The organism is Desulfovibrio sp. Fe33 (genome assembly GCF_028532725.1).
GTDB lineage: Bacteria > Desulfobacterota > Desulfovibrionia > Desulfovibrionales > Desulfovibrionaceae > Pseudodesulfovibrio.
In genome coordinates this window covers 16,924-43,902 of sequence record NZ_JAQKGU010000015.1, presented here as the reverse complement: position 1 = coordinate 43,902, position 26,979 = coordinate 16,924, and the positions used below count along the sequence as shown (strand labels likewise).

At 62.1% G+C, this 26,979-nt stretch carries 28 protein-coding genes; 12 read left to right on the top strand and 16 right to left on the bottom strand.

The window, feature by feature from the left end; all coding sequences use genetic code 11:
* Positions 1–189: 189 nt before the first annotated feature.
* From PSN43_RS15495 to PSN43_RS15445, 11 genes are read right to left on the bottom strand one after another with little or no spacing between them, the layout of a single operon-like run.
* On the bottom strand, positions 190–642 hold the full coding sequence (locus PSN43_RS15495; protein WP_272701645.1) for an amphi-Trp domain-containing protein: 453 nt from the start codon (positions 640–642) through the stop codon (positions 190–192).
* Complete coding sequence (locus PSN43_RS15490; RefSeq protein WP_272701644.1) at positions 639–1,394, bottom strand: ParA family protein; 756 nt, start codon at positions 1,392–1,394, stop codon at positions 639–641. Before PSN43_RS15490 ends, PSN43_RS15495 begins: the two co-directional genes overlap by 4 nt.
* 17 nt (positions 1,395–1,411) lie before the next feature.
* Positions 1,412–1,597 carry a hypothetical protein gene (locus PSN43_RS15485; protein WP_272701643.1) on the bottom strand — a complete coding sequence of 62 codons (186 nt, stop codon included), beginning with the start codon at positions 1,595–1,597 and terminating at the stop codon, positions 1,412–1,414.
* A gap of 31 nt (positions 1,598–1,628) precedes the next feature.
* Entirely contained in the window at positions 1,629–2,198 is a 570-nt protein-coding gene (locus tag PSN43_RS15480) for an amphi-Trp domain-containing protein (protein WP_272701642.1), read from the bottom strand.
* Positions 2,199–2,224: 26 nt separating this feature from the next.
* Complete coding sequence (locus PSN43_RS15475; protein WP_272701641.1) at positions 2,225–3,409, bottom strand: GAK system CofD-like protein; 1,185 nt, start codon at positions 3,407–3,409, stop codon at positions 2,225–2,227.
* 11 nt (positions 3,410–3,420) lie between these two features.
* The gene (locus PSN43_RS15470; protein ID WP_272701640.1) at positions 3,421–4,518 is read right to left on the bottom strand and encodes an HprK-related kinase B; all 1,098 of its coding nucleotides are present in this window, start codon (positions 4,516–4,518) and stop codon (positions 3,421–3,423) included.
* A complete protein-coding gene (locus PSN43_RS15465; RefSeq protein WP_272701639.1) occupies positions 4,515–5,387 on the bottom strand; it encodes a GAK system ATP-grasp enzyme in 873 nt (290 codons plus the stop codon). Before PSN43_RS15465 ends, PSN43_RS15470 begins: the two co-directional genes overlap by 4 nt.
* A gap of 19 nt (positions 5,388–5,406) precedes the next feature.
* Positions 5,407–7,059: a phosphate signaling complex PhoU family protein gene (locus PSN43_RS15460; protein ID WP_272701638.1), complete on the bottom strand. Its 1,653-nt coding sequence runs from the start codon at positions 7,057–7,059 to the stop codon at positions 5,407–5,409.
* Between the two features lie 4 nt (positions 7,060–7,063).
* Positions 7,064–7,330: an amphi-Trp domain-containing protein gene (locus tag PSN43_RS15455; protein WP_272701637.1), complete on the bottom strand. Its 267-nt coding sequence runs from the start codon at positions 7,328–7,330 to the stop codon at positions 7,064–7,066.
* Between the two features lie 22 nt (positions 7,331–7,352).
* The gene (locus PSN43_RS15450; protein WP_272701636.1) at positions 7,353–8,513 is read right to left on the bottom strand and encodes a hypothetical protein; all 1,161 of its coding nucleotides are present in this window, start codon (positions 8,511–8,513) and stop codon (positions 7,353–7,355) included.
* Between the two features lie 24 nt (positions 8,514–8,537).
* On the bottom strand, positions 8,538–9,062 hold the full coding sequence (locus tag PSN43_RS15445) for a GAK system XXXCH domain-containing protein (RefSeq protein ID WP_272701635.1): 525 nt from the start codon (positions 9,060–9,062) through the stop codon (positions 8,538–8,540).
* A gap of 179 nt (positions 9,063–9,241) precedes the next feature.
* Between PSN43_RS15445 and PSN43_RS15440 the strand changes: the two genes are divergently transcribed.
* Positions 9,242–10,969: a bifunctional metallophosphatase/5'-nucleotidase gene (locus PSN43_RS15440; protein WP_272701634.1), complete on the top strand. Its 1,728-nt coding sequence runs from the start codon at positions 9,242–9,244 to the stop codon at positions 10,967–10,969.
* A gap of 73 nt (positions 10,970–11,042) precedes the next feature.
* Here the strand turns inward: PSN43_RS15440 and PSN43_RS15435 are convergent, their stop codons facing one another.
* Positions 11,043–12,038: a Gfo/Idh/MocA family protein gene (locus tag PSN43_RS15435; RefSeq protein WP_272701633.1), complete on the bottom strand. Its 996-nt coding sequence runs from the start codon at positions 12,036–12,038 to the stop codon at positions 11,043–11,045.
* 109 nt (positions 12,039–12,147) lie between these two features.
* Here PSN43_RS15435 and ppnP point away from each other — a divergent pair, with 109 nt between their 5' ends.
* The 11 genes from ppnP to PSN43_RS15380 all read left to right on the top strand — a co-directional run bounded on the left by ppnP (position 12,148) and on the right by PSN43_RS15380 (position 22,810).
* The gene (ppnP, locus tag PSN43_RS15430) at positions 12,148–12,462 is read left to right on the top strand and encodes a pyrimidine/purine nucleoside phosphorylase (RefSeq protein WP_272701632.1); all 315 of its coding nucleotides are present in this window, start codon (positions 12,148–12,150) and stop codon (positions 12,460–12,462) included.
* Between the two features lie 8 nt (positions 12,463–12,470).
* The gene (locus PSN43_RS15425) at positions 12,471–12,881 is read left to right on the top strand and encodes a hypothetical protein (RefSeq protein ID WP_272701631.1); all 411 of its coding nucleotides are present in this window, start codon (positions 12,471–12,473) and stop codon (positions 12,879–12,881) included.
* A gap of 48 nt (positions 12,882–12,929) precedes the next feature.
* Positions 12,930–13,691 (top strand): substrate-binding periplasmic protein, encoded by a 762-nt coding sequence (locus PSN43_RS15420; protein ID WP_272701630.1) that lies wholly within the window; start codon positions 12,930–12,932, stop codon positions 13,689–13,691.
* A gap of 184 nt (positions 13,692–13,875) precedes the next feature.
* Positions 13,876–14,940: a UDP-glucose--hexose-1-phosphate uridylyltransferase gene (locus tag PSN43_RS15415; RefSeq protein ID WP_272701629.1), complete on the top strand. Its 1,065-nt coding sequence runs from the start codon at positions 13,876–13,878 to the stop codon at positions 14,938–14,940.
* Positions 14,940–16,241, top strand: coding sequence for a galactokinase (locus PSN43_RS15410; RefSeq protein ID WP_272701628.1), 1,302 nt, complete (start codon positions 14,940–14,942; stop codon positions 16,239–16,241). The genes PSN43_RS15415 and PSN43_RS15410 overlap by 1 nt, the downstream gene beginning before the upstream one ends.
* Positions 16,238–17,266: a LacI family DNA-binding transcriptional regulator gene (locus PSN43_RS15405; protein ID WP_272701627.1), complete on the top strand. Its 1,029-nt coding sequence runs from the start codon at positions 16,238–16,240 to the stop codon at positions 17,264–17,266. The genes PSN43_RS15410 and PSN43_RS15405 overlap by 4 nt, the downstream gene beginning before the upstream one ends.
* A complete protein-coding gene (locus PSN43_RS15400; RefSeq protein WP_272701626.1) occupies positions 17,257–18,309 on the top strand; it encodes an aldose epimerase family protein in 1,053 nt (350 codons plus the stop codon). Before PSN43_RS15405 ends, PSN43_RS15400 begins: the two co-directional genes overlap by 10 nt.
* 39 nt (positions 18,310–18,348) lie before the next feature.
* Positions 18,349–19,446: an ABC transporter ATP-binding protein gene (locus tag PSN43_RS15395; protein WP_272701625.1), complete on the top strand. Its 1,098-nt coding sequence runs from the start codon at positions 18,349–18,351 to the stop codon at positions 19,444–19,446.
* A gap of 79 nt (positions 19,447–19,525) precedes the next feature.
* Positions 19,526–20,782, top strand: a complete 1,257-nt coding sequence (locus PSN43_RS15390; RefSeq protein WP_272701624.1) for an ABC transporter substrate-binding protein — start codon at positions 19,526–19,528, stop codon at positions 20,780–20,782.
* A gap of 81 nt (positions 20,783–20,863) precedes the next feature.
* A complete protein-coding gene (locus PSN43_RS15385) occupies positions 20,864–21,982 on the top strand; it encodes a carbohydrate ABC transporter permease (RefSeq protein ID WP_272701623.1) in 1,119 nt (372 codons plus the stop codon).
* A complete protein-coding gene (locus PSN43_RS15380) occupies positions 21,983–22,810 on the top strand; it encodes a carbohydrate ABC transporter permease (protein WP_272701622.1) in 828 nt (275 codons plus the stop codon). It begins immediately after the preceding gene.
* Positions 22,811–23,880: 1,070 nt separating this feature from the next.
* On the opposite strand, the gene PSN43_RS15375 is transcribed toward PSN43_RS15380, so the two are convergent.
* The 4 genes from PSN43_RS15375 to PSN43_RS15360 all read right to left on the bottom strand — a co-directional run bounded on the left by PSN43_RS15375 (position 23,881) and on the right by PSN43_RS15360 (position 26,876).
* Complete coding sequence (locus PSN43_RS15375; RefSeq protein WP_442874882.1) at positions 23,881–24,609, bottom strand: tetratricopeptide repeat protein; 729 nt, start codon at positions 24,607–24,609, stop codon at positions 23,881–23,883.
* Between the two features lie 164 nt (positions 24,610–24,773).
* Positions 24,774–25,238 (bottom strand): TadE/TadG family type IV pilus assembly protein, encoded by a 465-nt coding sequence (locus PSN43_RS15370; protein ID WP_272701621.1) that lies wholly within the window; start codon positions 25,236–25,238, stop codon positions 24,774–24,776.
* 14 nt (positions 25,239–25,252) lie between these two features.
* Complete coding sequence (locus PSN43_RS15365; RefSeq protein ID WP_272701620.1) at positions 25,253–26,518, bottom strand: pilus assembly protein TadG-related protein; 1,266 nt, start codon at positions 26,516–26,518, stop codon at positions 25,253–25,255.
* On the bottom strand, positions 26,487–26,876 hold the full coding sequence (locus tag PSN43_RS15360) for a TadE/TadG family type IV pilus assembly protein (protein WP_272701619.1): 390 nt from the start codon (positions 26,874–26,876) through the stop codon (positions 26,487–26,489). The genes PSN43_RS15365 and PSN43_RS15360 overlap by 32 nt, the downstream gene beginning before the upstream one ends.
* Between the last annotated feature and the right edge of the window lie 103 nt (positions 26,877–26,979).

The window sequence follows — 26,979 nt, the reverse complement described above, 5'->3', positions numbered from 1 at the left end:
CCCCCGGAGCCGAAACAGAAACGGTAAAAGTGTTACCTATGTTCCCGGGCAGAAGTGTTACCCATGTTCCTGGTTGCACAAACCCTTTTCAAAGGGTTTTTTCTCCCCTTCCCCCGGCCGCCGGAGGCTCCCAAAAAAGCGCGGCCCCGCACGATGTGCGGGGCCGCGCTTCATTATCCGCATGGGGCGTTATTCGCCGGAGATTTTGAGGGTTTCGGCCTGGGAGCCGTCATCGATCCATTCGAGTTGGATTTCGCATTTGGCCTTGTCTTTTTTGCGGGCGAGTTTGAGTTCGACCTGCATGGAGTCGGGCACGCCGAGAACCAGGGTTCCTTCCTCGTTTTCGGCGCGGATGACTCCGGATTCGAGGGAGTCGGCCAGGTCCTTGAGGTAGGCGACCACCTGGGGGGTCTCCATGGTCTGTTTGATTTTGATCTTGCCTTTGCCCATCGTATCCTCCTCGTTTTCGGTTCCGACGAAGCTGAACAGCCCGCTTCGCGGTGCGGCGGCAGGTCCGTCGGAATTTTTATTTTCCTGCGGGGGCGCGGATTGCGTAGTTTCGCCGGACGGGCGGACCGCTGCGGGCGCGGTGTCGGGCGCGACCCAATCCAGGGGGTTTGTCCCGAGTCTTTCGTCGCTCATGGAGCACCTCTGCGGAGCAGTTCCAGGGCCAGGTTCCGATAGTCTGCGGCCCCGTTGCTGCGGGGTTTGTAGGTGAAGATATCCTTGCCGAAACTGGGCGCCTCGGCGAGGGAAATATTGTCGCGGATGGCCGTTTCCAGGAGGGCGTCGCCGAAGTAGTCCCTGATTTTGCGACGGATCTCGCGGTGGAGTTTTTTGGTACGCTGGTAACGGGTCATGAGAATGCCGGTCAGGGCCAGGTCCGGGTTCCAGCCCTTGCGGATCGCCTTGACTGTTTCCATGAGCTTGCCCAGGGATTGCAGCGCCAGGAATTCGGGCTGCACCGGAACGAGCAGCTCTCCGGCGGCAACCATGGCGTTGAGGGTGAGCATACCCAGGTTGGGCGGGCAATCGAGGATGGCGAAGTCGTAGCCCGAGACGGAGGAGAGGGCATCGCGCAGGCGGGATTCGCGTCCCTCAGCCGAGGCCAGGTCGACTTCGGTTCCTGCCAGGGCCACGGAGGCGGGCACCACGTGGAGCGGGCCGACCTCCATGGTCACTGCGTCTGCGGGACATTCGCGCATCAGGACCGCGCTGACGGTTCGGGGCAGCTCGTGGGCCATGATGCCCAGCGAGTAGGTCAGATGCGCCTGGGGATCGAGGTCCAGCAGCAGCACGCGCTGGTCCTGACGGGCCAGGGCGGCTCCCAGGTTCACGGCCGTGGACGTCTTGCCCACGCCCCCTTTCTGGTTCAGCACGGCGATGGTGCGCATGGTTCCCGAAGCCCTGCCTAGTGCGTGGTCTGGAGGGTTATCTTCTTGATGACGTACTCCCGCCCGTAGCGGCCGGTCAGGGTGTTGATCCTTTCGAGAATCCGGTCCCGATCCGCCTCGACCATGTCGGAGTTTTCATCTTCGATGCCGAACAGGTCGGCCACCTCATTCCATTCAAAGGATTGATCTTGCGTTTCAGCCATTGTTTTGATCTCCGCGATTTGCAGTGACGGTTTATTTCTTGCCGGCGGTCTTGGCCGGTTTTTTCGCAGTATTTTTCGAGGCCGCGTTCTTTTTTGCCGTCTTGGCGGCAGTCTTGCCGGGGGCGGCCTTCGGGGCTTCGGGCTTGGCTTCGGATGCGGGCTTGCCGCCGGTTTTCATCTCGGCTTCGGGCGTTTCGGCCTTGGCCGGAATCTTTGAGTCGGCCATTGCGGGCGGCTTCGCCTGCTCGTTTTTGGCAGGAGGCATGGCCGGTTCCTTGGCGGCCGGGACCTTGGCCGCGGGCTTTACGGCGGGCGCACCGCTCTCGGGCCGTACCGCGGGGGCGGGTACGGCGTCGCCGATTTTAAGGTCGGTTTCCGATGTGTCGTTCCAGCTCAATTCGAAGCCGATTTTCTGCTTGTCGTTCTTGACCTTGGCCTCAACCTTGACGGTTACCTGGGCCGAGGGCTTCATGACCACCAGCTCCTCACCGCTTTCCAGAACGATGGTGCCGGATTTGAAGCTTTTGGCAAGGTCTTCGATGTAGGACACCGCTTCCTTGTACTCCAGTACCTTCTTGACGCTGAGTTTCTGCTTTTCCACGTTCGCAACCTCCTTTCGGTTGGCCGTCAGCAAAGCGACAGCAGGAATTCGCTTATTGCGCGCCCGTCGAGGAACGGGGCGCTCCGCTCGGTAACAAGCGGCCCGTCGATGACCGTGAAGCCGTTCGCTTTCAGCCGGTCCTTTTCGATGCCGCCCGCGTATTCGCCGTGTTTCGAGTCCACCAGGACATAGCCGAGGACTTCGGCGTCCGTGCTCCCGGCATCGGCCGAGAGGTGGCGGCAGAGCACTTCCGCCCGATCGGCCACGGACATCCCGGGCGTTTCGGGGTCCGCGCCTGTGGACGGTACGAAAATCTTGGGGCAGGTGTTGGAGGCCACGGCTTTGCCCACGCCGTCCGCCAGCAGGTTGGCCTCCACGCTGGAATAGAAGCTGCCCGGCGGGTAGCAGATGAGGTCCGCCCTGCCGATCCAGTCCTTGACCTTGTTGCGGATGGCCGTGTGGACCTTTTCCCTTGAATCGAGGGAAGGGGTCAGCCAGATGGATTCCACGGGCGAGGGAATCGGCTTCGATTCCTTGCCGGTAATCATGTGCTGGCCCACGATGGTGCGGCCGTCGGCCAGTCGGGCGGCCAGGTGCAGGTCCTTGTTCACGGTGGGACGGACCACGCCGCAGACCTGGACCAGCTTGGAGAACAGATAGATGACCGGGTCGAGCTGGCGGCGGTTGGACAGGTAGCCCGCCGTCAGGACCAGGTTTCCGATGCTCGCGCCCCTGAGGTCGAAGTCCGGCGGCATACGGTCCAGGAATTCATAGAAATAGTTGCGGATGAGCTTGCGCATGGGGTCCGGGATGCGTCGGACAAGGGGATGCACGCCCGTGGCCATGGCGTCCAGCTCTTCGCGCAGGGCCGCATTTTCCGCGTCCTTGGGCAGACGGTGGGTGAAGAGGTTGTATATTTCGGGGTTGCCCTTCACGGACTGGTCGGCCAGGGCCATGAGCCGGTTGCGGATGTCGCCCACGGCGGGCATCCCGAAGGCCCGGCGGATGACCGCGGAACTGCCGCCCGAGTCGAAGGGGGTGATGAGATGGATGGAGTTGTGCGTGTAGCGGATCAGTTCCCGGGAAGTGTCGCGCAGGGCCGTGCCGCCGCTGAAGAAGAGCACGGACGGACCCAGTTCTGGGGCCCGTCTGAACTGCTCAAGCTTGCGTGGGTCGGGGATGGTGACGTCCCTGGTGACTCGAATGCGCAATGTCCGCTCCATCAATCGGCCGGAAGAAGACCGGTTTTCATATAGTGCAGGCATACCTCGGAAGCGCGGTCGAAGTCTATGCCCCCGGATATTTCTATGAGGTCCGCCTTGGCAAGGATGTCGGCGTAGGCGTCCTCGTCCGGGTCTTCGCGGCGCGCGGGATCGTCAGGCAGATAGAACAGCCCCGTGGGCTTCATGAACGCGGGCAGGAGGTCCTTGCGCTCCCTCGGGTCCACGAAGTCGGCGCGCATGGGGAGATCTTCCCGTTTCCAGTTGAGGATGACCAGCCCGTTCATGGGGCAGCGCAGCTCGAATTTGCCCGGTCCGTAGCATTCGTCGATGAGGGCGTCGTACTTGTGCTCCAGTTGCCACAGTTCGTCCTGCGGCAGGGACAGGAACCGTTCGCGCAGATCCGGCTCCACGATGCGGCAGAGGTCCGGGTTGTTCAGGGCCGTGCCGGGATTGATGCGGGGCTGTTTGGCCACCCCGTACATGAACAGGCCCCCGCCGTTCTCTTCGACCATGACCCGGTCGTTGGAGACGAAAGTGGTGCCCTTGCTCATGAGGTGCAGGGCCAGGGTGGATTTGCCTGCGCCCGAGAATCCGGCCAGGGAGATGCCGCGTTCCCCCGAGCGGACTCCCGCTGCATGGCCCAGGAATCCGCCCCGGTTGAGCTTGCACTCGATGAACCGGTTGTTGATGAAATTGATGACCTGGTTGGAGTTTTTCAGGCACGGCCCCACGGCCACGTTTTCGCCGTCGCCGAAAATGAAGTGCATTCCGGTCAGCCGCTTGCGCACGACTCGTCCGTCGGGCAGGTCGATCCATTCCTCCTTGATCTTGGTCTTGCCGGGATCTGGCTGCTTGACGTTGAAATCGAGATCGGACTCGGGGGCGGGGGTCTCGTGGGTCGAGACGACGATGTCGGAATCGCCGCTTTCCGTGACGAATTCCTTGAAGTATGCGGCCAGGGCGTCATTGAGCTCGTCCGAGGAACTGTCCACCCGGATGCGGCAGCCGCCGAGGTCGAGGAAGAGTTTGCGGGCGGCGGGGCAGGCCGTCTTCACGGCCTCGGCCAGCTCCCTGCGGGTCGTGCCGGTCAGTTTCATTTCAGTTTCTCCATGACATAGTCCACGTAGCGCGCGGCGGCGTCGATGCCGCTTGTTTCCTGAATGCCCCGGAAGCCCCCGAACACGGAGACCTCGAAGACATAGGGGCCGTCGTCGGTGATGGCCACGTCCACGCAGGTGAAGTCGAGGTTGAAGTCGGCCTGGGCCTTGCGGGCCAGCTCGATTATTTCGGGGGCCGGTTCATAAGGCCTGTACTTGCCGCCCGAGGCCGTGGTGGTGTTCCACGCCCCGTTGGTCTTGCATCGGGCATAGGTGGTCAGGTACTCGCCGCCGAGAAAGGCTATGCCCAGGTCCAGGTCGCCCAGGTCGATGGTCTTCTGGATGTACATGATGGGATGGTCGGCCCGGTATTCCTCGATGGCCGCCCGGGCGTCGGGACCGTTCTTCAGCACGAACATGCCGCGCGCCTTGGAGGTGTAGAGCGGCTTGAACACGGCCTCGCCGTAGTTTTCCAACGCCGTCATGGCCTGGTCCACACTCTCGGTGATGGTCGTGGGCGGCATGGGGATGTCCTTGAGCTGGAGGGAGATGGTGCAGGACAGCCGGTCCAGGGCGCGCAGGATGGAGTAGGGCGAGCTGAATATCCGCAATCCCCGCTCGTGCAGGTAGCGCAGCACTTCCAGCCGGTCCAGGAGGTCCGGCGAATAGCGCGCGCCGATCTTCTTGATGATGAGGGCGTCGAAGTCGTTGAGGGTGTGCCCGTTGTAGTACGCCTTGCCCGAAGGCAGGTCCAGCCGGACGTCCTCCATGTTGATGAGCACGCGTTCGCCGCCCGTCTTCTCGGCCACGGTGTCCGCCAGCTTTTCGGAGGACCAGCCTCCTTCGATGCCTATGACTCCTATCTTCACGAAAAGGCTCCTTGGTTGCCTAGTAGTAGAGGACGTCCTCGGGCAGGGAGAACCGCTCCCACGCCCCGCCCTGGAACTGGTGTAGCTTTTCCAGCAGGAACATGGACCTGTTATACATTTCCTTGGCGAACTTGAAGTTTAGTTCGAATCGGGTGGAAGTATAGAAGGACCGCGCCAGGGCGAACGCCAGACGCGCCTCGACCGTGTGGTCGTCGTGCCGCCGGGCGAATTGGATGATAAACCTGTAGAACTGCGCGATGACCGAATTGAGGCGGGCGCGGTGGGCGCTGTCGAAGATGGGAACCCGGAAGTTGGACACCAGGAAGACCGATGCGTCCTGGATGTAGTCGAAGTCGCGCGAACGGTACAGGTCGATGTAGTGAATCTGCTGGGCCTCGTGGTTGTAGACCACGTTGTTGATGTTGAAGTCGCCGTGGATGAAGACCGAGAACGGCGCTTCCAGCTCGGCTTCGAGTTTTGCGCAGATGTCGAGCAGGGCCTTGGTGGAGGCGACCTCCGAGGAGCCCAGGCTCTTGGGGTCGCGCCAGAACTGGGGATGGGTCTGGAGCACGCCTTCCAGGCGGGACTGGATCTGCCGGATGTAGTCGGTCTTGATCGGCAGGCGGACCATGGTGGTGCTCCAGGTTTCCTGCACGGTGTTTTCCAGAATGAAAAGCGCGTTGCGGACCAGTTCGCCGTCGCCGGAGAGGATGACCTCGTCCAGGGTGCAGCCGTTGAGGAATTCCACCAGCATGGAGCCCTTGTCCGCGTCCTCGTGGAAACCGTAGATGTCGGCCACCAGATTGGGGAATATCTGCTTCCAGCGCTGGATGGACTCGCGTTCCTTGCGGATTTTTTCGAGGCTGCCTTCCTTGTAGATGGAGCCCTGTTTTTTCTCCTCGGGCGTCAGCGCGTTGTCGCGGGTTTCCACCTTGCCGATGCGGCAGCCGGAACGGGTGCCCCAGATGGCGCTGAAGTCGATGTCCGAAAAGGAGTCGCTGAATCCGGATTTGCTCAGGGTTTGCTGCAACGCCTCGAACTGCTCGATCTTGATGCGTTCGCCCAGCAGGGAGAAAATGATCGCCTCGCCGATGTTCAGCAACGCGTCGCCCACCCGCTCGAAGTAGCGGAAGATGAACAGCACCGTGACCAGGGACTGGGCGTCGCGGCCCATGCCCATTTCGTTCATGACCCGGTCGAAGCGGACCTTGTACACGTCGTCGAGCTGCGGCTCGGCCTTGCAGATGTAGAGCGCCTTGGACATGTCTTCGTTGTCGAAGGCGTCCAGGATGCTCCCCAGCCGGTCCAGGATGATCTCGAAGACTTCGGTGTAGCCGTAGCGCTGCACGAAGGATTGGTCGTCGAGATATTGCATCTGCTTGACGATATTGACGAAATAGTCGGCGATCTTCTCAAGGTTCACGCAGATGACCTGGATGGCGCGGATCTTGTTGAGCTGCCGCTTGTCCAGGGTCCGGTCCGAGTGGATGCGCGAATAGCACTTGTTCTCGATGATCGTTTTGAGGTTGTCGATGTAGTCGTCGCGCGAGGTGATCTTGGCGTACCGCTTGCGTGAAGGGGCATCCATGAACTTTTGCGTCGAACGGGCCTGGTTTTCCACCTCGTAGACGATGAACTTGAAATTCTCGCCCAGTCCTTCGAATGTAATCATGGGCTCAGCGAACCTTGAGGAAAGCGCTTTCCGACGCCTGGACGGAAGAGGATTCCTTCCACTCCACCTTGATGGAGAGCTTGTTTTCCGTCCCTTTCTTCTTGGCTTTGACCGTGAAGTTGAGAAGGCCATGGGGCTCGAGATGAATCTCGTTGCCGTTGGTGGACAGGTCTATGGAATGCTTTTCGAAACCATCGATAAGCGCTTTGAGGAAGTCTTTGATGGTTTCACAGTCCTGGAGCGAATCGAACACGAATTTTTCTTCTGCCATGGGGTCCTTGCCTGTCTGTTGTCTATCCCGCCAGCCGGGCTTTGTATTCCTGGATGATCGAGCGTCGGGAGATGTTGTTGACGATGAGTTTCTTTCGGATGCCCAGGTCGTCCCAGGCGGGCTGGAGGCCAATCTCACGGGCGGCCTTGTCCGATTCCTGCTGGTTCAGTGGCTTGGTTTTTTCGCCCATGTGGCAGTCGTCGCCCATGAAGATGAGCTTGTCCCTGCCGGAAATGCGGCGTCCGTTCTGTTCGTTGACCACGGAAATGAGGAATTCGGTGTATTCCTGCGATTGGGGGTTCCAGACCTCGATGCCGTCCACGTCGTAGTCGCGCAGCAGGATGGGCCAGAACTGCTCCGGGTGCGGGATGACGATGCAGCCGCCCAGGGACCGGACTTCCTCGATGACTTCGCTGGCCCGGTAGAAGAAGGACAGGTCGAAGCCCTTCTTGACCAGGTTCTTGACGACTTTGAGGTAAGCCTGGACCTTGTCCACGGCGTTGTCGCCCAACTCGTCGCGCATGGCGTCGAACCAGTTGCGCAGCAGCTTGTTCTTGACCGACAGGCGCGGGACATCGGTCCAGTGCTCGTTGAGGAGGCGTTCCACCTTGGAGACGTTGATCCGCACGAAATCGATAAGTTCCTGATCGGCTCCCGTGGCCTTGGCGGCGCGCTCGATGCGGGCCTCGTCGGGCTTGGTGATGGTGTGCATGAAGTCGAAGAGCTGGCCGGAACGGTACTTGAAAGTGTGGGCCAGCATGGATTTGAGCACGCCCGCGTCCTTGACCCGTTCATCGGTGAAATGCAGCAGGAGCTGCACCTTTCTGTTGAAGCCGGAGGAAAAGCAGTCCACCTCCACCCCGGAGTAGCCGTCCCAGCTCATGAGTTGGTTATGCTGGGTGGGGATGAGCAACTCGTCCCTGCGGTTGGGAAACATGGCGTCCACCCTGGTTCGGATGTGTTCCATGGGCACGAACTCGGGGTGCCAGTGAACGGCCAGCAGGGCCTCCTGGCGGACGTAGCTTTGCTGCGGGGTTACCACCTGCTCCACCTGCCACGGCTCGAGGTCCGTGGAGACCACGGCGAAGAACCGAGTCAGGTCGGCTTCGGTGATCTCTTCGCCGATGTCGGCCGGAAAGGCTCGGCAGTCGCAAAGCTTCGGGTCGTTCTTGATAAGTTTCATGGGCGTCGTTCCGGGTCGGGTGTTTCAGTCGTACTTGGCGTGGCAGCGGCCTTTCTCGTGGACCAGGGCGTCCACGGCGGCGTGCATACGCTCCAGGTCGCCGGATTCGTATGCCGCCTTGAACTCCGCGCAGACGGCGGTGTAGCTTTCATAGTATTCGTCCCCGTAGCCGGGGTAGGTGACCATGAGGGCCGAGTCGGCCAGGAAGGCGTCAACAGCCTCTTCCGGCGGCACGCTGCCGTCGTGGATCATCTTGAGCACTATCCTGAAGCTTGAGCGCATACGTTTCTTGAGGTCCTTGTATTTGGGCTTCGCGGGCTGCCCGTCCTCGCCGACGGGTTCCTCGGCACACGGTTTGGCCGCTTTGAACTTGGCCTTGAGGCTGATCTGGCCATATTCGTTTTTCACGCCGATCTTGATCTTGCGGAAATCGTCCACGCAGGCGAACTCGTCATGGCCGCCGTTTTCGACGGCGTCGGCCAGTTCGCGGAAGAATGCGGCGAGTTCCTTGGGGTCAAGATATTTGCTGATGGTCGTGTCGTTGCTCATGGGGACTCCATTGGAATTAATTATTACATGCATACCTGATAAAATCGGTTCGAGACAATGCGCCTTACCGGATTGTCACAATTGTTCACACAGGAGGTCGGCGGGCGAATCCGCGCGCCCGGCTTCATTTCCTTTTCGGCGGAATGCTGCTACCCAGGCAGCTATAGCCGGAGGGGTACATGATACGCTTTTTTATTGATTTTGTTCTGGCCGCCGCCATTGTGTTACAGCCCGCCGCCGGGCTTTGTTTCGATTTGACCCTGCTGCACGTCAACGATTCCCACTCCTATCTCGACGCCTCCACCGAGCGGATCGTTCCGCAGGGCGTACCGGTTCAGGCCCGGATGGGCGGCTGGGCGCGGCTCGCGAGCGCGGTCCGGGACGTTCGCGCCGGGGCCGGGAACGTCATCCTGCTCCACGCGGGCGACGCGGTGCAGGGCGGCCTCTATTTTATGAGGTACGGGGGCAGGCCGGAGATGGAGCTGCTCGACCGGCTGGAGTTCGACGCCTTCGCGCCCGGCAACCATGAGTTTGACCGGGGCGCGTCCTTTCTCGCCGGGATGCTGCAATACGCCAAGGTCCCGGTGGTCTGCGCCAACCTGGACGCGTCGGCGGTCCCCGCGCTGGCTGCCCGGGTCCGGCCCTACACTATCGTCGAGCGGGGCGGCGACAGAATCGGGGTCATCGGGCTGCTCACTCCGGAGACCCGCGTTATCTCCAGTCCGGGTGAAGTGCAGTTCCGCGACGTGGTTCACGCGGCCGCGCTTCTGGTGCGGGAGCTGGAGGCGCGCGGCGTGAACAAGATCGTGCTTCTCACCCATCAGGGCTTCGCCGAGGACAAGCGCCTCGCCGCCGAGGTCCCCGGCGTGGACGTCGTGGTCGGCGGCCATTCACATACCCTGCTCGGCAATCCCGGCGGCGTCGAAGCCCTCGGCTTGCGGCCGGAGGCCGCCTATCCCACGGTGGTCAGAGGCGCGGACGGCCAGGACGTCTACGTGGTTTCGGCCTGGAAGTGGGGGCGGGTGCTGGGCCGCCTGGACCTGTCGTTCGACGAGGCCGGACGAGTGACCGGGGCCGAGGGCAGGCCCGTCCTTCTTCTCGGCGACTCCTTCAGGCGCAGGGACGATGCCGGGCGGATGGCCGAACTCAAGGGCGCGGACCGCGAGGCCCTGCTCGCGCGCATCGGAGCGGACCCCGAGGCCGCGGTGGGCCCGGAAGACCCGGCCATCAAGGAATACCTGGCCCCGTTCCGCAAGGGAGTGGAGGCCATGAACGCCGAGGTCATCGGAGAGGCCGTGCTGGCCCTCCCGCATATTCGCGTGCCCGGCGTAACCGAAACCGGAGTGCGTTTGCCGCGCGGCAGTCTCATCGCGCCCCTGGTCTGCCAGTCCATGCTCGCCAGGTTTGATTCCACCGGCGAACCGGCCGATATCGCCCTGCTGAACGCGGGCGGCGTGCGCGAGTCCGTGGAGCGCGGGGCCATCACGGCAGGCGCGGCCCACGCGCTTTTGCCGTTCAACAACACTCTGGTCCTGCTGGAACTTACGGGCGGGCAGGTCCGCCGCGCTCTCGAAACCGGGGTGGACCGGGGGGACGGGGCCTTTCCCTACGTGGGCGGGGCGCGCTACACCGCGGACATGCGGCGTCCCGAAGGCCGTCGTGTCCTGAGCGTCGATATTCTCGACGGCTCGGGCAACTGGACGTCCCTCGACCCCCTGCGAACCTATCGGGTGGTCACCAACGCCTATCTCGCTTCGGGCGGCGACGGGTACGAGGTGCTCAAGTCGGCCGCCCCGGCCTATGATACCGGTTTTGTCGACGCGCAGGCGTTCATCCGGTACGTGCGGCGGCAGCATATGCTCAAACCGCTTTCCTCGACCGGCGTGACCTACATACCCGCGAAGTAGGCGAAGAGGGCCGGGCGTCGTCCCGGTCCCGGCCCGGATATCCTTTTCCGGCCATCCGGCCGACGCGGGCCGGTCAGCAGGCGATCCATTCCCCGAGGCGGGCGCTTCGGGCGAGCGTTTCGAGGACGTGCATGTTGTCGAAGGCGTCGGAGAGCGGGGTGGGCACGTCCGTATCCTTGAGGATGGCCTTGGCGAACTGTTCGGCCTGGAGGGCGTATTGGTCGCAGGCGTCGAAGGTGATGGTCTCGATGACGCCCGCCGCGTCGTCCTGGAGGAGGATGGAACACGGCTTGTCGGGCGGGGCGTTGAAGGGAATGGGAATCTGGATGCGCCCCGTGGTGCCGAAGATGTCGACCTGCTGGTGGGGGGCGAGCTGCGTGGAGCAGGTGAAGGAGGAAATTCTGCCTCCGAAGTCCATCATGCCCGAGAAGAGCCGGTCGGTGTTGAACTCGGGGTCGATGTCGGCGAATCCCGCGACGCGTTCGGGTTCGGAATCGAAGATGAGGCGGGACAGGGAGATGCTGTAGCAGCCTATGTCCATGAGTCCGCCGCCGCCGATGTCGGCCCTGTTGCGGATGTTGGCGGGGTCGTCGTTGTAATAGGAGAAGAAGGACTGGATGGCGGTCGTCTCGCCGATGGCCCCGGACCGGACGAGCTCCGCGGCTTTGATCCATTGGGGATGGAAGCGGTACATGAACGCCTCCATTATCTTGAGCTTCGGATGCTCGGCGGCGGCGTCGAGCAGGCTTTGGGCCTCGTCGGCGGTCAGGGCCACGGGCTTTTCGCAGAGTACGTGCTTGCCCGCTTCGAGGGCGGCTTTCGCCCAAGGCGTGTGCAGGTGGTTGGGCAGCGGGATGTAGACCGCGTCGATGTCGGGATCGCCCAGCAGCTCTTCGTAGCTTTCGTAGGCTTTGGGAATGTTCAGCTCCAGGGCGGCCCGGCGGGCGCGGTCCCCGTCGCGGGAGGCTATGGCCGCGACTTCGCAGTTCGGGGCCTGGCGCATACCCGGTATTACCTTGGTGCGGCCGATCTTGGCCGTGGAGAGTATGCCGATACGGACTGTTTTCATGGGTCCCCCAGGGTTGACGGTGATTGCCGCCACCAAGTATAAACGGAAATCGACACCACGCAAGCGCGGATATCCCCGCGATCCAGCCATCATCAATCGGAGAGAGAGTATGACCGCATTCGCCAACGCGACCATCAACAAAAAGGCAAACGTCTATTACGACGGCAAGGTAACCAGCCGGACCATCACCCTGAGCGACGGCAGCGTGAAGACGCTCGGCGTCATGCTCCCCGGCGAGTACGAGTTCGGCACGCAGAAGCCCGAATTCATGGAGATCACCTCCGGCGAGCTTTCCGTCCAGTTGCCCGGCTTTGACGAATGGGTGGCGATGACCGCCGGTCAAAGCTTCAACGTTCCCGGAGAGGCCAAGTTCCGCGTCAAGGTCAACACCGTGACCGACTACTGTTGCTCGTATATGGACTAGGAGGCGCCATGTCGGATCAAGGCCGAAGAATCGAGTTCGGCGGCGATGGCCCCTACCTGTTCCAGGTGTTGTCCGATCTGCCGGAGGCCATGCTGCTGGAGGACCACGAGGTTTGCCTCTTCCGTTTCAACCAGCTTTTCCTGCCCGTTTCCCTGTCGGCCTGCGGCCCTTTGGCCGACGCGCTGACCGAAATGTCCCAAGCCGACGCGGGACCTGAGCGCGAGGGCATGACTCCCCTGGAGTTCGACCTGTCCGAGACGCTGGAGCTGCCGCTTCTGACCGGCGCGGCCGGGACGAGTTTTCAGTTCGGCGACATGATTTATCTGGACGTGTTCTTCGGCGAGACCGAAGCGCGGTTGTGCTTTTCCGTTCCGGCCGCCGCAATCATCGGCCAGATTCTGTCCCAGGTGGCGGAGTGATGGTCTAGCGGAATGACCCCGGCGCGCATTTCCCGGAACATACGGCCATTGCCGCGTCTTTCTGCGTGGTGGCTGTTGTGCCTGCTCCTGTGGGCGGTTTCCGCGCAGGCCGAGGATATTCCCGACGTCGTTCTGCTGACATCCGGAGAATGGCCCCCGTTTTATTCCGAAACCATGCCTGGCGGCGGGTTCGCCAATCGCGTCATTAGCGAGAGTTTCGCCCTGGAGGGGCTCAAGGTCCGCTTTGAGTTCCTTCCCTGGCGGCGCGCTCTGGAAACGGCGTATCGCGGTCCTGCCGTGGGTTCCGCCGGTTGGCTGCCCATGGAGGACCGCAAGGTGCGGTTCCTGTTCAGCGATCCGGTCTTCGAATCGGAAAGAGTCTTCTTTTTCCGCAAGGACAACCCCTTCGACTGGCGGACCCTGAAAGACCTGCGCGGCCTGCGGGTGGGCATCACTTTGGGAAGCGCCGAGGAATTTCCTTTCGAAGAGATTATGAGCGGGGGAGCGAACAAGCTGGACGTGGCCCGGGATTATGTGTCGGGCATGAAAATGCTGATCGCCGGACGGATAGACGTCTACGCCTGCAACAGAGCCGTGGGGCGCTACATCCTGGCCAACCGGATCGAGGTAGGCGGGGACAATGTCGTCTCGCATCCCCGTCCCATATTTATTGAGACCAATCATCTCGTTCTCAGCCGCCGCGCGCCGGGCGCCCCCGCACTCATGGAGCTGTTCAACTCCGGGCTGCGCAAGCTGAAGGCGAGCGGCCGGTACGAGGCCATCAGGCGGGAATATCCCAGCCTGCAATAACCTTCCGGCAGTCCCTCCGACAGACGCGTTTATCCGCCGGGCCTTATTGACAAGGTGACGATTCTGTGATTTTTTTGCAAAGTACCGCAAACGTTTGCGGCAACGTTTGCGCTGGGACCTGAACGAGAGGGGATGGCGATGAGCCTCGCCCTCCGGACGCGATTCAAGAGGGTCGGGGTAAAGCATGTTTTTCGAGGACAATCCGCACAGGCGACTGAACCGGCTCACCGGGGAATGGGTGCTGGTTTCGCCGCACCGCACCCGGCGGCCGTGGCAGGGACAGCAGGAGGAGCCGGACCTGGCGACCCTGCCCGCCTATGACGGGAGCTGCTATCTTTGTCCCGGCAATGGGCGGGCCGGAGGCGCGGTCAATCCCGAATACACCGGCACGTTTGTCTTCACCAACGATTTCGCGGCGCTTTTGCCGGAGCCGACTTCCCCCGCTCCCGACGGGCCTGAGGACGATTTGCTCGTGGCCGAGCCCGAGACGGGCATCTGCCGGGTCATCTGCTACTCGCCGCGCCATGATCTGACCCTGGCCCGGATGGGGCGTGAACAGGTCTCGGGCGTGGTGGACGTGTGGTGCGACGAGTTCCGCCAGCTCGGCGGACGAGGCGATATCGGGTATGTGCAGATATTCGAGAACCGGGGAGCGGCCATGGGCTGTTCCAATCCGCATCCGCACGGCCAGATTTGGGCCACCCGCAGCGTGCCCATGTACCCGGCCGCCGAGGCCGCCCGCCAGGCCGAGCATCTCCGGGACAAGGGCAAGTGCCTGCTCTGCGCGTACCTGGAAACCGAACTTGCGCGGGGCGAGCGGATCATCTTCGAAAACGACTCCTTCGCGGCGTTGGTGCCGTTCTGGGCCCTGTGGCCTTTCGAGGCCATGATTCTGCCCAAGGCGCATCTTGCCGACATCCTCGAAATGACTCCGGCCCAGCGAGCTGATCTGGCTGACGCCATGATCCGGCTGAACGTGCGTTACGACAATCTTTTCCAGACCTCGTTCCCCTATTCCATGGGCATTCACCAGGCCCCGACGGACGGCGGAGAACATTCTCACTGGCATTTCCATCTGCATTATTACCCGCCGCTGTTGCGGTCGCGGACGGTGCGCAAGTTCATGGTCGGCTTCGAGATGATGGCCATGCCCCAGCGTGATCTGACTGCCGAATCCGCGGCGGCGAGGCTGCGCGAACAGTCCGAGGTTCACTACATGAACGCGGTAAAAGCCGGAGAGGGCAAGTGATGCTTGAGATCTCCGCATATGTCGAAGCCCTGCTCCGGGGAGAGTTGGACCCTGTCCTGGCCAAGCTGTACCGGCCGGAGGAGAAGGCGGACCAGCGCACCCGTTATCTCAATCTGCTGAGCCGGTTCGAGCTGTGGCTCGGCTCCGGCCCGGTCGCCCTGATTCTGGCTCCGGGCAGGACCGAACTGGGCGGCAACCATACCGACCATAATCTGGGCGTGGTCATGGCCGCGGCCGTGCATTTCGATTGCCTTGCGGCGGCCCGGCCCAACGACGGGTCCGTGGTCCGCGTCCGGTCCAGGGGCTTCGACGAGGAAATACGGGTGGACCTGGACGATCTCGCCCCCAGGCCGGGGGAGGAAGGCAGTCCCACGGCGCTGGTGCGCGGAGTGGCCGCGGCGCTGGCCGCGAACGGCCGCCGGATCGCCGGGTTCGACGCCCAGGTGGACGGCAGGGTGCCCATGGGCGCGGGGCTGAGTTCCTCGGCCGCCTTCGAGGTCCTGGTCGGACGGATTTTCAGCGAGCTTTTCAACGAGGGGCAGTGTACGTCCCTTGAGCTGGCCATGGCGGGCCGCAGTGCGGAGAACGTTCATTTCGGCAAGCCGTGCGGCCTCATGGATCAACTCTCCTGCGCGGCCCAAGGCATTCTGTCCATCGATTTCGCCAATCCGTCCGAACCTGTCATGACACGGGTGGATTTCGATTTCGAGGGGACCGGATACCGCCTGACCGTGGTGGACACGGGCGGCAGCCATGCCGACCTGACCCCGGACTACGCGGCCATCCCGGCGGAAATGCGCCGGGCCGCCCGCGCCTTGGGCCAGGAGTACGCGCGCGGGCTGACCGTGGATGCGGTCCTGTCCCACATCGACCGGGTTCGCGAGGCCGCCGGGGATCGCGGGGCGCTCCGGCTTATCCATTTCATCGAGGAGACGAGCCGCGCCGCCGAGCAGGCGAGGGTTCTGTCGCGCGGCCGCATGGCCCCGTTCCTCGACCTGGTCCGCCGTTCCGGCGACTCCTCATGGCGCCTGTTGCAGAACTGCATTTCCGCCGTTGATCCCCTGTCCCAGCCCATTCCGCTGGCCCTGACCCTGACGGAGCGGTTCCTGCGGGGCATGGGCGCGTATCGCATCCAGGGGGGCGGGTTCGCCGGGACCATCCAGGCCTATGTGCCCGAGAAGCGGTTCGCCGCCTACACGGTGTTCATGGAAGAAGTCTTCGGCCCGGGGTCGGTCATGTCCCTCAAGGTGCGCAGGCCGGGATTCGAGCGCATCCGTCTCGAAGGGGAGGGCCGCACATGAGCCAGTTCACCATAAAGGACCTGGCCCGCAAGCTGGGCGTGTCGCCCTCAACGGTGTCACGCGCCCTGCGCGGCCATCCGGACATCAGCCAGGCCACCCGGCAGCGGGTGGCCGATGCCGCGGAAAAATACCACTACCACCCGAATCAGCTCGCCCAGTCTCTGCAAAAAAAACGCAGCAACGTCATCGGGGTCATCGTCCCCGAAATCCGACATCATTTTTTCTCGAACGTCATCAGCGGCATAGAGGAAGTGGCCTACGACAACGGCTACACCATCATGGTATGCCAATCCCACGAGACCCTCGCCCGCGAAATCCTCAACGTCCAGGCCCTGGTGGCCAACCGCGTGGCCGGTCTGCTCATCGCCATATCCTCCGAGACCACCCGCTTCGACCACCTGGCGCGGGTAATCCGGCAGAACGTCCCCCTGGTCCAGTTCGACAGGGTGGTGGAGGAGCTCGACACCGGCAAGGTGGTGGTGAACGACTATGCCGCGGCCTACGGCGCTGTGGAGCATCTCATTGCGGCCGGCTACCGGCGGATCGGGCACATGGCCGGGCAGACGGGCATCGCGCTCAACCGCAAGCGGTTCGATGGATACCGCGACGCCCTTGCGGCCCACGGGCTGCCGTTGGAAGAAAAATTTCATTTCTACGGCGGGTATCGCGAGGAGGACGGCCGGGAAGGGGCCGAGCGGTACCTGGCCATGGACGAACTGCCCGACGCGATACTGGCCATCAACGATCCCGTGGCCGTGGGGCTGTATACCCGCTTCAAGGAAGCCGGGGTGCGCATCCCGGACGACGTGGCCCTGGTGGGGTTCTCCGACACCCCGGCGGCCGCGCTCATCGACCCGGCCCTGACCACGGTTTATCAGCCCGCTTTCGAGATGGGGCGGACCGCCGTTTCCCTGCTGTTGCGCCAGTTCGCGGAGAGCGCGGACTTCAAGCCGGAGACGGTGGTGCTCGAAACCGAATTGCGGGTGCGGGGCTCTTCGGCCCCGAGGGAGGGGCTATGCAACTGAGCAAGCGCGCCTTCGGCGTCACCGGCGACGGCGAGTCCGTGGACATCTATACCCTTGCCAACGAAGCGGGGATGGAGGCGGACATCATCACCTATGGCGGGACGCTCGTCCGGCTGACCGCTCCGGACAGGAACGGGAACCTGGCGGACGTGGTGCTGGGTTACGACACGCTTGACGAGTACCTGTCGGACAGTTGCTATTTCGGGCGGCTGGTGGGGCGGGTGGCCAACCGTATCGGCGGGGCGCGCCTGACCTTGGACGGGGACAAGTTCGAGCTGGACCGCAACCTCGGCCGCCATCATCTGCACGGCGGCAGGCGGGGATTCCATAGCCGGGTCTGGAAAGCGAGTTCCATAGAAACCGAGATCGGTTCCGGTCTGGTCCTGACCTACGAAAGCCCGGACGGGGAGCAAGGGTACCCCGGAAACCTCGCCGTTTCCGCTGTCTACACATTGACCGCCGATGGGCTTCGGCTGGATTTCTCGGCGGCCACGGATCGGGCCACGGCGGTAAACCTGACCGGCCATGGATATTTCAACCTGTCGGGTCGGCCCGGCGCAAATTGCCTTGGGCACGTCCTGACCATCCCCGCTCTCCGTTATCTGGAGACGGATGAGGAACTGATTCCCACGGGACGGCTGGCCGACGCGGCCGGGACGCCCCTCGATTTTTCGGACGGCGTCGGCGTCGGCGAACGCATAGGGAACGCTTTCCCGCCGCTTGTCGCCGCCCACGGCTATGACCTCTGCTACGTGCTGGACGACCGGGCGGGGCTGCGGCAGGCCGCCTCGGTGTTCGAGCCGGTCGCCGGACGCGGCATGGAAGTCTGGACAACCCAACGGTGCCTGCAATTCTATTCCGGCAATCACATCCCGGAAGGGTTGCCCGGCAAGGGCGGGGCGGTGTATGGTGAATGGTCGGGATTATGTCTTGAGCCTCAGGGGTTTGTGGACGCGCCGGGCCATGCCGACTTCCCGCAGGTGACGCTTCGTCCGGGCGAGGCGTACAACCAGTCGATTTTGTATAAGTTTTTCGTGAAATAGCTCAATCCGGTTTTGCAGCGAAACAAAGAGACGGACAGTATGGCGAATGTGCAATTGAAGAATGTGGTCAAGCGGTTCGGCGACGTGGAAGTGGTTCACGGCATTGACCTGGAGGTGGAAGACAACGAATTCATCGTCCTGGTCGGGCCGTCCGGCTGCGGTAAATCCACTGTGCTGCGCATGATCGCGGGACTGGAGCCCATCAGCGGCGGCGAGGTGCTCATCGGGGACCGGGTGGTCAACCAGGTCTCGCCCAAGGACCGCAACGTGGCCATGGTCTTTCAGAACTACGCCCTGTATCCGCACATGTCCGTGCGCGACAACATGTCCTTCTCTCTGAAGATGCGCAAGGAGACCGGAAACGACGTGGATGCCAAGGTCGAGGAGGCCGCGCGGGTTCTCGAACTGATGCCGTACCTGGACCGCAAACCCTCCGAGCTTTCCGGCGGCCAGCGGCAGCGCGTGGCCATGGGCCGGGCCATCGTGCGCAACCCGGACGTGTTCCTGTTCGACGAGCCGCTTTCCAACCTCGACGCCCAGTTGCGGACCCAGATGCGCATGGAGTTGCGCAAGATGCACCTGCGGCTGGCGACCACGACCATTTACGTCACCCACGACCAGATCGAGGCCATGACCCTGGCGGACCGCATCGTTATTCTCAAGGACGGATACATCCAGCAGGTGGGCACGCCCATCGAGGTCTTCGAGCGGCCCGTCAACGCCTTTGTGGCCAAGTTCATCGGCAACCCGCCCATGAACATCCTGAAAGGAACTTTCCGCGTGGAGGACGGCAGAAGGTTCGTCCAGGCCGGTCCTTCGAAGTTCCCCGTGGTCGACGGCAAGTGCGAGTCCATGAAGGACGGCGAGCCCGTGCTTGCGGGCATCCGCCCGGATTCCATCAAGATGGGGGACCGCATCAGCAAGCTGCCCGAGGAGTGGCTGTGTCACGGGGAGGTGGTTGTCTCCGAAATCCTGGGCGGCCATTCACATCTTGAAATCGTCGTGGACGGTGAAAACAAGCTCATAGCCGAGGTGGAGGGCCGCGTGGTGGCCCATCCCGGCGAGATCATCCCCATTGGCTTCGAATTCGACCGCATGGTCCTGTTCGACCCTGAGACTCAGTTGGCTATTTATTAAATTTGTGGCCTAACAGCCACTTGATTTAATTGATAATTGATTGTCTGAAGTTGAGTTTGCAAACCTGTAGGAGGTACGTATGAAAAAAGCTTTTGCGAAAATGTTGATCGTGTTTGCGGCAGCACTGCTGATCGGCGCTCCGCAAGCCGCCCAGGCAAGCGATCTGAAGGGTGATTTGGAGATCTTTTCCTGGTGGGCCGGTGACGAAGGTCCGGCTCTCGCCGCTTTGATCGACATCTACAAGAAACAGAATCCCGGCGTGAACGTCATCAACGCCACCGTGACCGGCGGTTCCGGCGTCAACGCCAAGGCGGTCCTCAAGACCCGTATGCTCGGCGGTGAGCCGCCGGATTCCTTCCAGGTCCACGCGGGCCAGGAACTCATCGGCACCTGGGTCAAGGCCGACCGCATGGAAGACCTGACTCCGCTGTTCAAGGAGCAGGGCTGGATGGACGTCTTCCCCGAAGGCCTCATCAAGCTCATCGGCACCGAAAACGGCATCTGGTCCGTGCCGGTCAATATCCATCGCTCCAACGTGATGTGGTATGTGCCCGCCAACCTGGCTAAGTGGGGCGTCGAGGCTCCCAAGACCTGGGATGAATTCTTCGCCGCTGCCGAGAAGCTGAAGGCGCAGGGCGTTGTGCCCCTGGCCATGGCCCAGAACTGGACTGCCAACCACCTGTGGGAATCCATTGCCCTGGCCTCCATGGGCCCCGACAATTGGGACGCCCTGTGGGCGGGCAAGCTGTCCTTCGATTCCCCCGAAGTGGTCAAGGCGTGGGAACTGTTCGGCAAGGTGTTGCAGTACACCAACAGCGACGCTTCCTCCCTGTCCTGGCAGCAGGCCACGGACATGGTCCTTGACGGCCGCGCCGCCTTCAACATCATGGGCGACTGGGCTGCGGGCTACATGACCACCACCAAGAAGCTCATGCCGGGCAAGGGCTACGGCTGGGTCCCGTCCCCGGGCACCTCCGGCGAGTTCATGTTCCTCGCCGATTCCTTCGGCCTGCCCAAGGGCGCTCCGCATCGCGACAACGCCATCGCCTGGCTGAAGGTCCTGGGCTCCAGCGAGGGCTCCGACACCTTCAACCCGCTCAAGGGCTCCATCTCCGCGCGCAAGGACTCCGACCTGTCCAAGTACAACGACTACCTGAAGTCCGCCGCCAAGGATTGGGCCGGTGACCGCGTGGTCGGCTCCCTGGCTCACGGCGTGGCCGCCAACGAGACCTTCATGGGCGGATTCGCCTCCATCATGGAGATGTTCCTGAAGAGCAAGAACCCCCAGGCCGCCTCCAAGGCTTGCGCACAGCTCGCCAAGAAGGCCGGGATTTAAGAGCGTAACAACAAAACGGCCGCGCGCCGCGCCGGGGAGGCTCCCCGGCGCGGCGTCGGCCCTAACTCATTGGATTTGCTTATGCGGGAAGCCTCGCGCGACAAGTGGAAAGCGTTCCTGACGCTGCTTCCGTCCATGATCCTCATCGGCGTTTTCGTCTACGGGTTTATCGGCAACACCATCTGGACCTCCATGACCGACTGGGGCGGCGTGGGATCGCTGGCGCTGGACCCCCAGAAAAATTTCGTCGGACTGGAGAACTACGTCGATCTGTTCACCGGGTTTCTGGGCGGCGGATTCCGCCAGGATTTGGTCAACGCGGTCTATTATTCGGTCATGCTGTTGGCCGGGGCCGTGGGGCTCGGCATGTTCATCGCCATCCTGCTCGATCAGAAGCCCAAGGGCGAGGATGTGTTGCGGACGATCTTCCTCTATCCCATGTCCCTGTCCTTCATCGTTTCCGGAACCATCTGGCGGTGGCTGCTCGCTCCCCAGGGCGGAGTCAACGTCCTGCCCAAATATTTCGGTTTCGAGCCTCTGACTTTCAAGTGGCTGTCCAGCCAGTCGGCCGTGCTGGTCTTCAACTGGCAGGACATTCTGCGCATCCTGGTCTCCTTCGTCGCTTTCGCCCTGATCCTGACGGGCATCTACATGCTCCGGAAGGACCAGTCCAAGGCCATAAAGCGGTTGCTCGTTCCCGGCATCGCGCTGGGGGCTTTTGTCTGGCTCTTCGGCGACATCATCCCGGACGCCCTGTTTATGGAGGAGGAGCACGGCTTCAACCTGGCGACCCTTGGAATCATCATGGCCACCATCTGGCAGTATTCAGGCTATACGATGGCCCTCTATCTCGCCGGGTTCAACGGCATTTCCCAGGACCTGCGCGACGCGGCCATGCTCGACGGCGCGTCCCAGGCGGGCTACTACAGGCATGTGGCCATCCCCATGCTCAAGCCTATCACCATTTCAGCGGTCATTATCCTTTCGCACATCTCGTTGAAGATGTTCGACCTGATCTTCGCCATGACCGGACCTGACAACGCCGCCACCGGCCACCCCGCGCTGACCATGTATCTGACGACCTTCCGGGCCAATGATTTCGCCAAGGGCGCGGCCATCGCCATCGTCCTTTTCCTCATCGCGGCCATGTTCATCGTGCCTTATCTTATCGGCCAGTACCGGCAGCGGGGGAGGCACTAGATGATTACCCGTAAATTCACCCTTGGCAGCGTGTTTCTCTACGGAACCCTGGTCCTGCTCGCGCTCTTTTTTCTCATGCCCGCCTACATGGCGGCCGTGACGGCCCTGAAGATGCCTGCGGACATCAGTCTGCCCTCGGCCTGGGAATGGCCGTCCGTCATCAACTGGTCCAGCTTCTCCCAGGCCATCGAGAAGCTGAAGCCCGATTTCATCAACTCCATCATCCTGACCATCTGCGCCACCATAGGCTCCACGATGCTCGGCTCCCTCAACGGCTACGTTTTTTCCAAGTGGCAGTTCAAGGGGTCGGAGGTCATCTTCACGCTGTTCCTGTTCGGCATGTTCATCCCGTATCAGGTCATCCTTATTCCGCTCTTTCAGACCCTTCGGGCCATGAATCTCTACGGCGGCCTTCCCGGGTTGATTCTGGCCCATATCGTTTACGGACTGCCCATCACCTCGCTCATCTTCCGAAACTTTTACGCGCAAATTCCCACCGCCCTCATCGAGTCGGCGAGGCTGGACGGCGCGGGCTTCTTCTCCATCTATCTGCGTATAGTCTTCCCCTTGTCCATCCCTGGCTTCGTGGTCACATCCCTGTGGCAGTTCACCCAGATCTGGAACGAATTCCTGTGGGGCATCTGCCTGACCCGGCATACGGCCAATCCCATCACCGTGGGCCTGGCCAATCTGGCCGGAGGCCAGGCCGTGACCTGGAACCTGCCCATGGCCGGTTCCATTATGGCGGCCCTGCCCGTGTTGGCTATTTACATCTTCCTCGGACGCTACTTCATTCGCGGCCTTCTCGCAGGCTCTGTGAAAGAATAGGAGGAGTAGGGCTTGGCGCGGGGCGCGGCTTGGGATAGCGGGGCATCTGCACATTTTTCCAGGGGCGCTTTCCTCCTCACGTAGACGGCTACGCTGCGGTGAAAGCCCCCCCTGGAGAAAATGCACAGCTACCCCACTCTCCCAAGCCTATTCCTGGCGCGGAGAGCCGCTGTCGGGGTGGCTGCGCCGCCCCGAATCGCTCCATGTGAGAGAAGAGGCTAGGGGGGTGCAGTGGCATTCCTGGCGCGGAGAGCCACTGTCGGGGTTGCTGCGCCGCCCCGAATCGCTCCATGAGAGAGAAGAGGCTAGGGGGGTGCAGTGGCATTCCTGGCGCGGAGAGCCACTGTCGGGGTTGCTGCGCCGCCCCGAATCGCTCCATGTGAGAGAAGAGGCTAGGGGGATGCAGTGGCATTCCTGGCGCGGAGAGTCGCTGTCGGGGTTGCTGCGCCGCTCCGAATCGCTCCATGTGAGAGAAGAGGCTAGGGGGGGGGCAGTGGCATTCCTGGCGCGGAGAGCCACTGTCGGGGTTGCTGCGCCGCCCCGAATCGCTCCAAAATAAAGAGGCTGGCATAGATAACTATGCCGTGTGAGCGGCGTTTTTTTGCAGGATGATGACCGTAGGGTGGGCATCTCTCCGCGAAGCGGCATAAAAAGCTTTGGAAAAGGATGGGGTTGGGGGTCCGGGGGAAGGGGAAGGAAAGAACCTTTCACCGAAAGGTTTTTCCTTCCCCTTCCCCCGGCCGCCGGAGGCGCAAAAAAAGGCCCGGACATTTGTCCGGGCCTTTTCATTGTCTGTGTATCGAGCAGGGTTGTCAGTTGCGGTCTTCATCGTCCTTATGTTCGTCCTTGCTCTCCGTGATGTTCTCGTCCCACAGTCCGCAGCTGTGGTCGATGCAGGAGAGGCACGGTCCGGGGTAATCCATGTTGGGCATAGTGTCCTCCGTGGTTGGAGTATCTACCGACCCGGCATGACGGCCGGGCTAATCATGCATGAACATACGTTATAAGTAACCATATGGGCATGATTGGCAAGAGGCGGGAGGTCGGAAAATCGAACGCAGGATCGCGGATCAGGCGTGCTTCCGGCAATAATTGAGAAATTTTTGCGCTTCGATAAAGGCGGGGTTGATTTTCAGCGCCTGTTCGAGGTTGTCCATGCAGTAGTCGTTGCGCCCTTTTTCGTAGTAGACGCGGGCGAGGTTGAAGTAGACGTTTTCATCGGTGTTCACGATCTCGAGGGATTTCTCGTAGTAGCGGATGGACTCGTCGTAGTGGCCGTTCTTGCGCAGGGAGATGCCGAAGGAGTTGAACTTCTGGCGGAACTCGAAGGTGAAGGCCTCGTCCAGGCCGAGCAGGGTGTCGAGGACCTTCTTGAGCTTGTCGAATTGTTTTTTCTCGGAGTAGACCTCGCCCAACCCGTAATTGGCGTCGATGTTCTTGTCGTCGATCATCAGGGCCTTGAGGAACTGCCGTTCGGCTTCATCCAGGTTGCCCTTGGAAAAGGCTTCCTGGCCCATTTCGATCTTACGCTTGAGGGTTTCCAGGGCCGGGACGGTGTGCACCCGGTAGTAAGTCGGTTCCGGGGTGTACTGGCGGAGAAAGTCGAGCTCGCCGAGGACGCTGCGCACTCCGGAGGGAACGTGGTGGGCGTTCAGGGGCTGGATTTCGAACTGCTCGGGAGAAAGCTGTCGGGCATACCAGTATGTGATGTTGGCGTGTTTCGCCGAAGTGTGGCCGGATCCCACGTCGGCTTCGATTTGCAGCGAGTACACGCCCAGAATGGCCGGATAGTCGTCCAAGACTCGAATCTCCCTTGTTGATGGGTTTGCATGATTTGAAATATCGATGCACCCAGATTAAGGCAGGTCGTGTCGTATATCAATACCAATTATTGTTTCGAGTTGCGCTCGGGCAGTAAAAAGGCCCCGGAAAGGGGCCTTTTGCTGACGGGTCGCGGCGATGATTACTCGCACGGCTTCCAGGGTTCGTTGACCTTGCGGTCGAATCCCCGGAGAGGGATGGTCTCGGGAAGCAGCGGGCTGACGAGGGGGGTGAAGGGCTTGTAGTCGTAGACCACGGCCACTTCCGCCAACTGGCAGGGCGCGCCCGGATCGTTGTCGATGCCGTCTCCGCTGGCCGTCAGATCGGGCCAGGAACGGACCGTGATCCTGGCGTTGGCCGAGTCCAGCGTGGTCAGGCCCGCTTCGGTCGCCTTGATGATGTCGGCCAGCCGGGTGCCTTCGTCGGCTCCCCGGCCCGTTGCCGCGTAGCGTGAGCCGAGCTGGGCAGCCTTTTGCACCGTCACCCATGCGTAGACGGCATTGCCGCCTTCGATCACGGCCATCACCAGCATGAACATGATGGGCAGGATCAGAGCCGTTTCCACGGCGGCCAGGCCTCGGCGGGAGTTCTTTCGATTGTTGCGCATGACTCAAACCTCCCTTACAGCAGCCGCCAGCCGAGTTGCTTGCCGATCTGCTTGAAGATGTCGGGAATGTCGTACACGGACGGGGCGTCGAAGTAGTGGTCGTCGGTCCCTTCCTTACTCGAGGCGATCTGCTTCATGAGCGCGATGTCGACGTTGTCCGAAGTGCCGAAGCGGATGGTGAAGATTTCGATGCCCGCATCCTTGGCCGCCTGGGCCTCGTCCAGGGTCTCCTGGTTCAGGACGCCGCCGTCCTCGCAGTGCGCGGTTTCGACACCCATGCCGTAGTAGGCGTTGGTCCAGTACACGTTGGGCCGGTAGGAGGCGCGGTAGGGACCGCCGCACTCGCCGTCCTCGGTGTCGCCGTCGGTGAGCACGATCATGATTTTACGGAAGTCCTCCTTGCTGCCTGCCTGAGTGAAGGGCGGTTCCGGGGTCAGGAGGTTCCGTCCCCACTTGATGCCTTCCGAAATGAGCGTGCCGGAGGCCGCGCCCAGGGCGGTCTGGGAGTCGATGGCCTGGACGATTTCGTTCTTGTTCTGGCTGAGCGCCTGCACGGTCGGAATGCTGGAGCAGGTATCCAGGGGGATGTTGTATTTGATGTAGTACGGCAGGGCGTTGTATTCATCCATGAAGTCTTCGTGGATGCCCGTGTTGAGCGAGCCGTCCGCGTTCTGGCAGCCCGCGGTGTGGCCGTCCACGGCCGAGGCGAGGCGAATTTTTCCCCGGAAGGGCACCAGGCCGACCTTGGTGTCGGGCGTGGCTCCGTCCGGGATGAGCAGGTCGGTCAGCTCGACGGACGCCTGCCTGACCAGCGTGATGGGCGTGCCGCGCATGGAGCCGGAGTTGTCGATGACGAAGACCACTTCGAGCTTGTTGAAGCCCGCGACGGCGCTGGCCTGGACTTCCTGGTCGGCGAGGCCGAGCACCTCCATGAGCAGCATGTTGACTTCGGCCCGGGCCGTGACTTTGACGCTGCGGATTTCGGTGCCCGCCGAGATGCTCGTGACCTCGGCGCCTTCCATGTTCGCGGCGACCATGTCCCTTACGGCCTGGTTCACGATGCCCCGAGTCAGGTCGGGGTCGTAGGGCAGTTGCAGGCTTCCGGCCAGTGCGCCGGCGTCCACTGAGGCCTGGAGCTTGGTGTGGGTCATATACATGTTGCCCATGTCCACAGCTATGCCCGCCACCCCCAGAAGGATGGGGAGCAGCAGAGCCATGATGGCGCTGGTGGAGCCCCGGCGGGATTCCCTAGGGAAGCGGCATGGTTGTCTGCGCGACAAGCGTAAACGGCTCGTCGTTGCCGAACATGCCTTCTCCGCTCTGCGATCCGAACATCTTGTAAACATAGGAAACCTCTACTGTGACGGTGTTGTCGACGGGGTCGGTGGTCACGTTGGTGGACAGGTCATCGGGGTCGAAATCGGCAAGCACGGCGTTGACCAGGCTTTGCACGTCGGCGGTTTCGCCTTCCATGAGCACGTGCCGCGCGCCCTCCCGGCTGGCTTCCACCAGCGAGGAGTACGTGTGCATGGCGTTGCCGCCCTCAATCAGAAGCAGGATCAAGAGCAGCACGACGGGAAGCAACAGGGCGAATTCCACTGCGGCCATCCCTCGGCGTCTTTCATCTCTCTTTCTCATTCCCGTTCTCCTTGCATTCCAAAATTGGCCCGGCGTAAGCCCGGGTACCAGGATCAAAGCATTGTGCGTGCCAAGGGACCGCGGCGCGTGAGAAAAATGCGCT

Bases quoted from the DNA above. Each gene is read 5' to 3' on its own strand.
- PSN43_RS15495 (WP_272701645.1), bottom strand. From the start codon at position 642: ATGAGCGACGAAAGACTCGGGACAAACCCCCTGGATTGGGTCGCGCCC.
- PSN43_RS15490 (WP_272701644.1), bottom strand. From the start codon at position 1,394: ATGCGCACCATCGCCGTGCTGAACCAGAAAGGGGGCGTGGGCAAGACG.
- PSN43_RS15485 (WP_272701643.1), bottom strand. From the start codon at position 1,597: ATGGCTGAAACGCAAGATCAATCCTTTGAATGGAATGAGGTGGCCGAC.
- PSN43_RS15470 (WP_272701640.1), bottom strand. From the start codon at position 4,518: ATGAAACTGACCGGCACGACCCGCAGGGAGCTGGCCGAGGCCGTGAAG.
- PSN43_RS15460 (WP_272701638.1), bottom strand. From the start codon at position 7,059: ATGATTACATTCGAAGGACTGGGCGAGAATTTCAAGTTCATCGTCTAC.
- PSN43_RS15455 (WP_272701637.1), bottom strand. From the start codon at position 7,330: ATGGCAGAAGAAAAATTCGTGTTCGATTCGCTCCAGGACTGTGAAACC.
- PSN43_RS15450 (WP_272701636.1), bottom strand. From the start codon at position 8,513: ATGAAACTTATCAAGAACGACCCGAAGCTTTGCGACTGCCGAGCCTTT.
- PSN43_RS15445 (WP_272701635.1), bottom strand. From the start codon at position 9,062: ATGAGCAACGACACGACCATCAGCAAATATCTTGACCCCAAGGAACTC.
- PSN43_RS15440 (WP_272701634.1), top strand. From the start codon at position 9,242: ATGATACGCTTTTTTATTGATTTTGTTCTGGCCGCCGCCATTGTGTTA.
- PSN43_RS15435 (WP_272701633.1), bottom strand. From the start codon at position 12,038: ATGAAAACAGTCCGTATCGGCATACTCTCCACGGCCAAGATCGGCCGC.
- ppnP (WP_272701632.1), top strand. From the start codon at position 12,148: ATGACCGCATTCGCCAACGCGACCATCAACAAAAAGGCAAACGTCTAT.
- PSN43_RS15425 (WP_272701631.1), top strand. From the start codon at position 12,471: ATGTCGGATCAAGGCCGAAGAATCGAGTTCGGCGGCGATGGCCCCTAC.
- PSN43_RS15415 (WP_272701629.1), top strand. From the start codon at position 13,876: ATGTTTTTCGAGGACAATCCGCACAGGCGACTGAACCGGCTCACCGGG.
- PSN43_RS15410 (WP_272701628.1), top strand. From the start codon at position 14,940: ATGCTTGAGATCTCCGCATATGTCGAAGCCCTGCTCCGGGGAGAGTTG.
- PSN43_RS15405 (WP_272701627.1), top strand. From the start codon at position 16,238: ATGAGCCAGTTCACCATAAAGGACCTGGCCCGCAAGCTGGGCGTGTCG.
- PSN43_RS15400 (WP_272701626.1), top strand. From the start codon at position 17,257: ATGCAACTGAGCAAGCGCGCCTTCGGCGTCACCGGCGACGGCGAGTCC.
- PSN43_RS15395 (WP_272701625.1), top strand. From the start codon at position 18,349: ATGGCGAATGTGCAATTGAAGAATGTGGTCAAGCGGTTCGGCGACGTG.
- PSN43_RS15390 (WP_272701624.1), top strand. From the start codon at position 19,526: ATGAAAAAAGCTTTTGCGAAAATGTTGATCGTGTTTGCGGCAGCACTG.
- PSN43_RS15385 (WP_272701623.1), top strand. From the start codon at position 20,864: ATGCGGGAAGCCTCGCGCGACAAGTGGAAAGCGTTCCTGACGCTGCTT.
- PSN43_RS15380 (WP_272701622.1), top strand. From the start codon at position 21,983: ATGATTACCCGTAAATTCACCCTTGGCAGCGTGTTTCTCTACGGAACC.
- PSN43_RS15370 (WP_272701621.1), bottom strand. From the start codon at position 25,238: ATGCGCAACAATCGAAAGAACTCCCGCCGAGGCCTGGCCGCCGTGGAA.
- PSN43_RS15360 (WP_272701619.1), bottom strand. From the start codon at position 26,876: ATGAGAAAGAGAGATGAAAGACGCCGAGGGATGGCCGCAGTGGAATTC.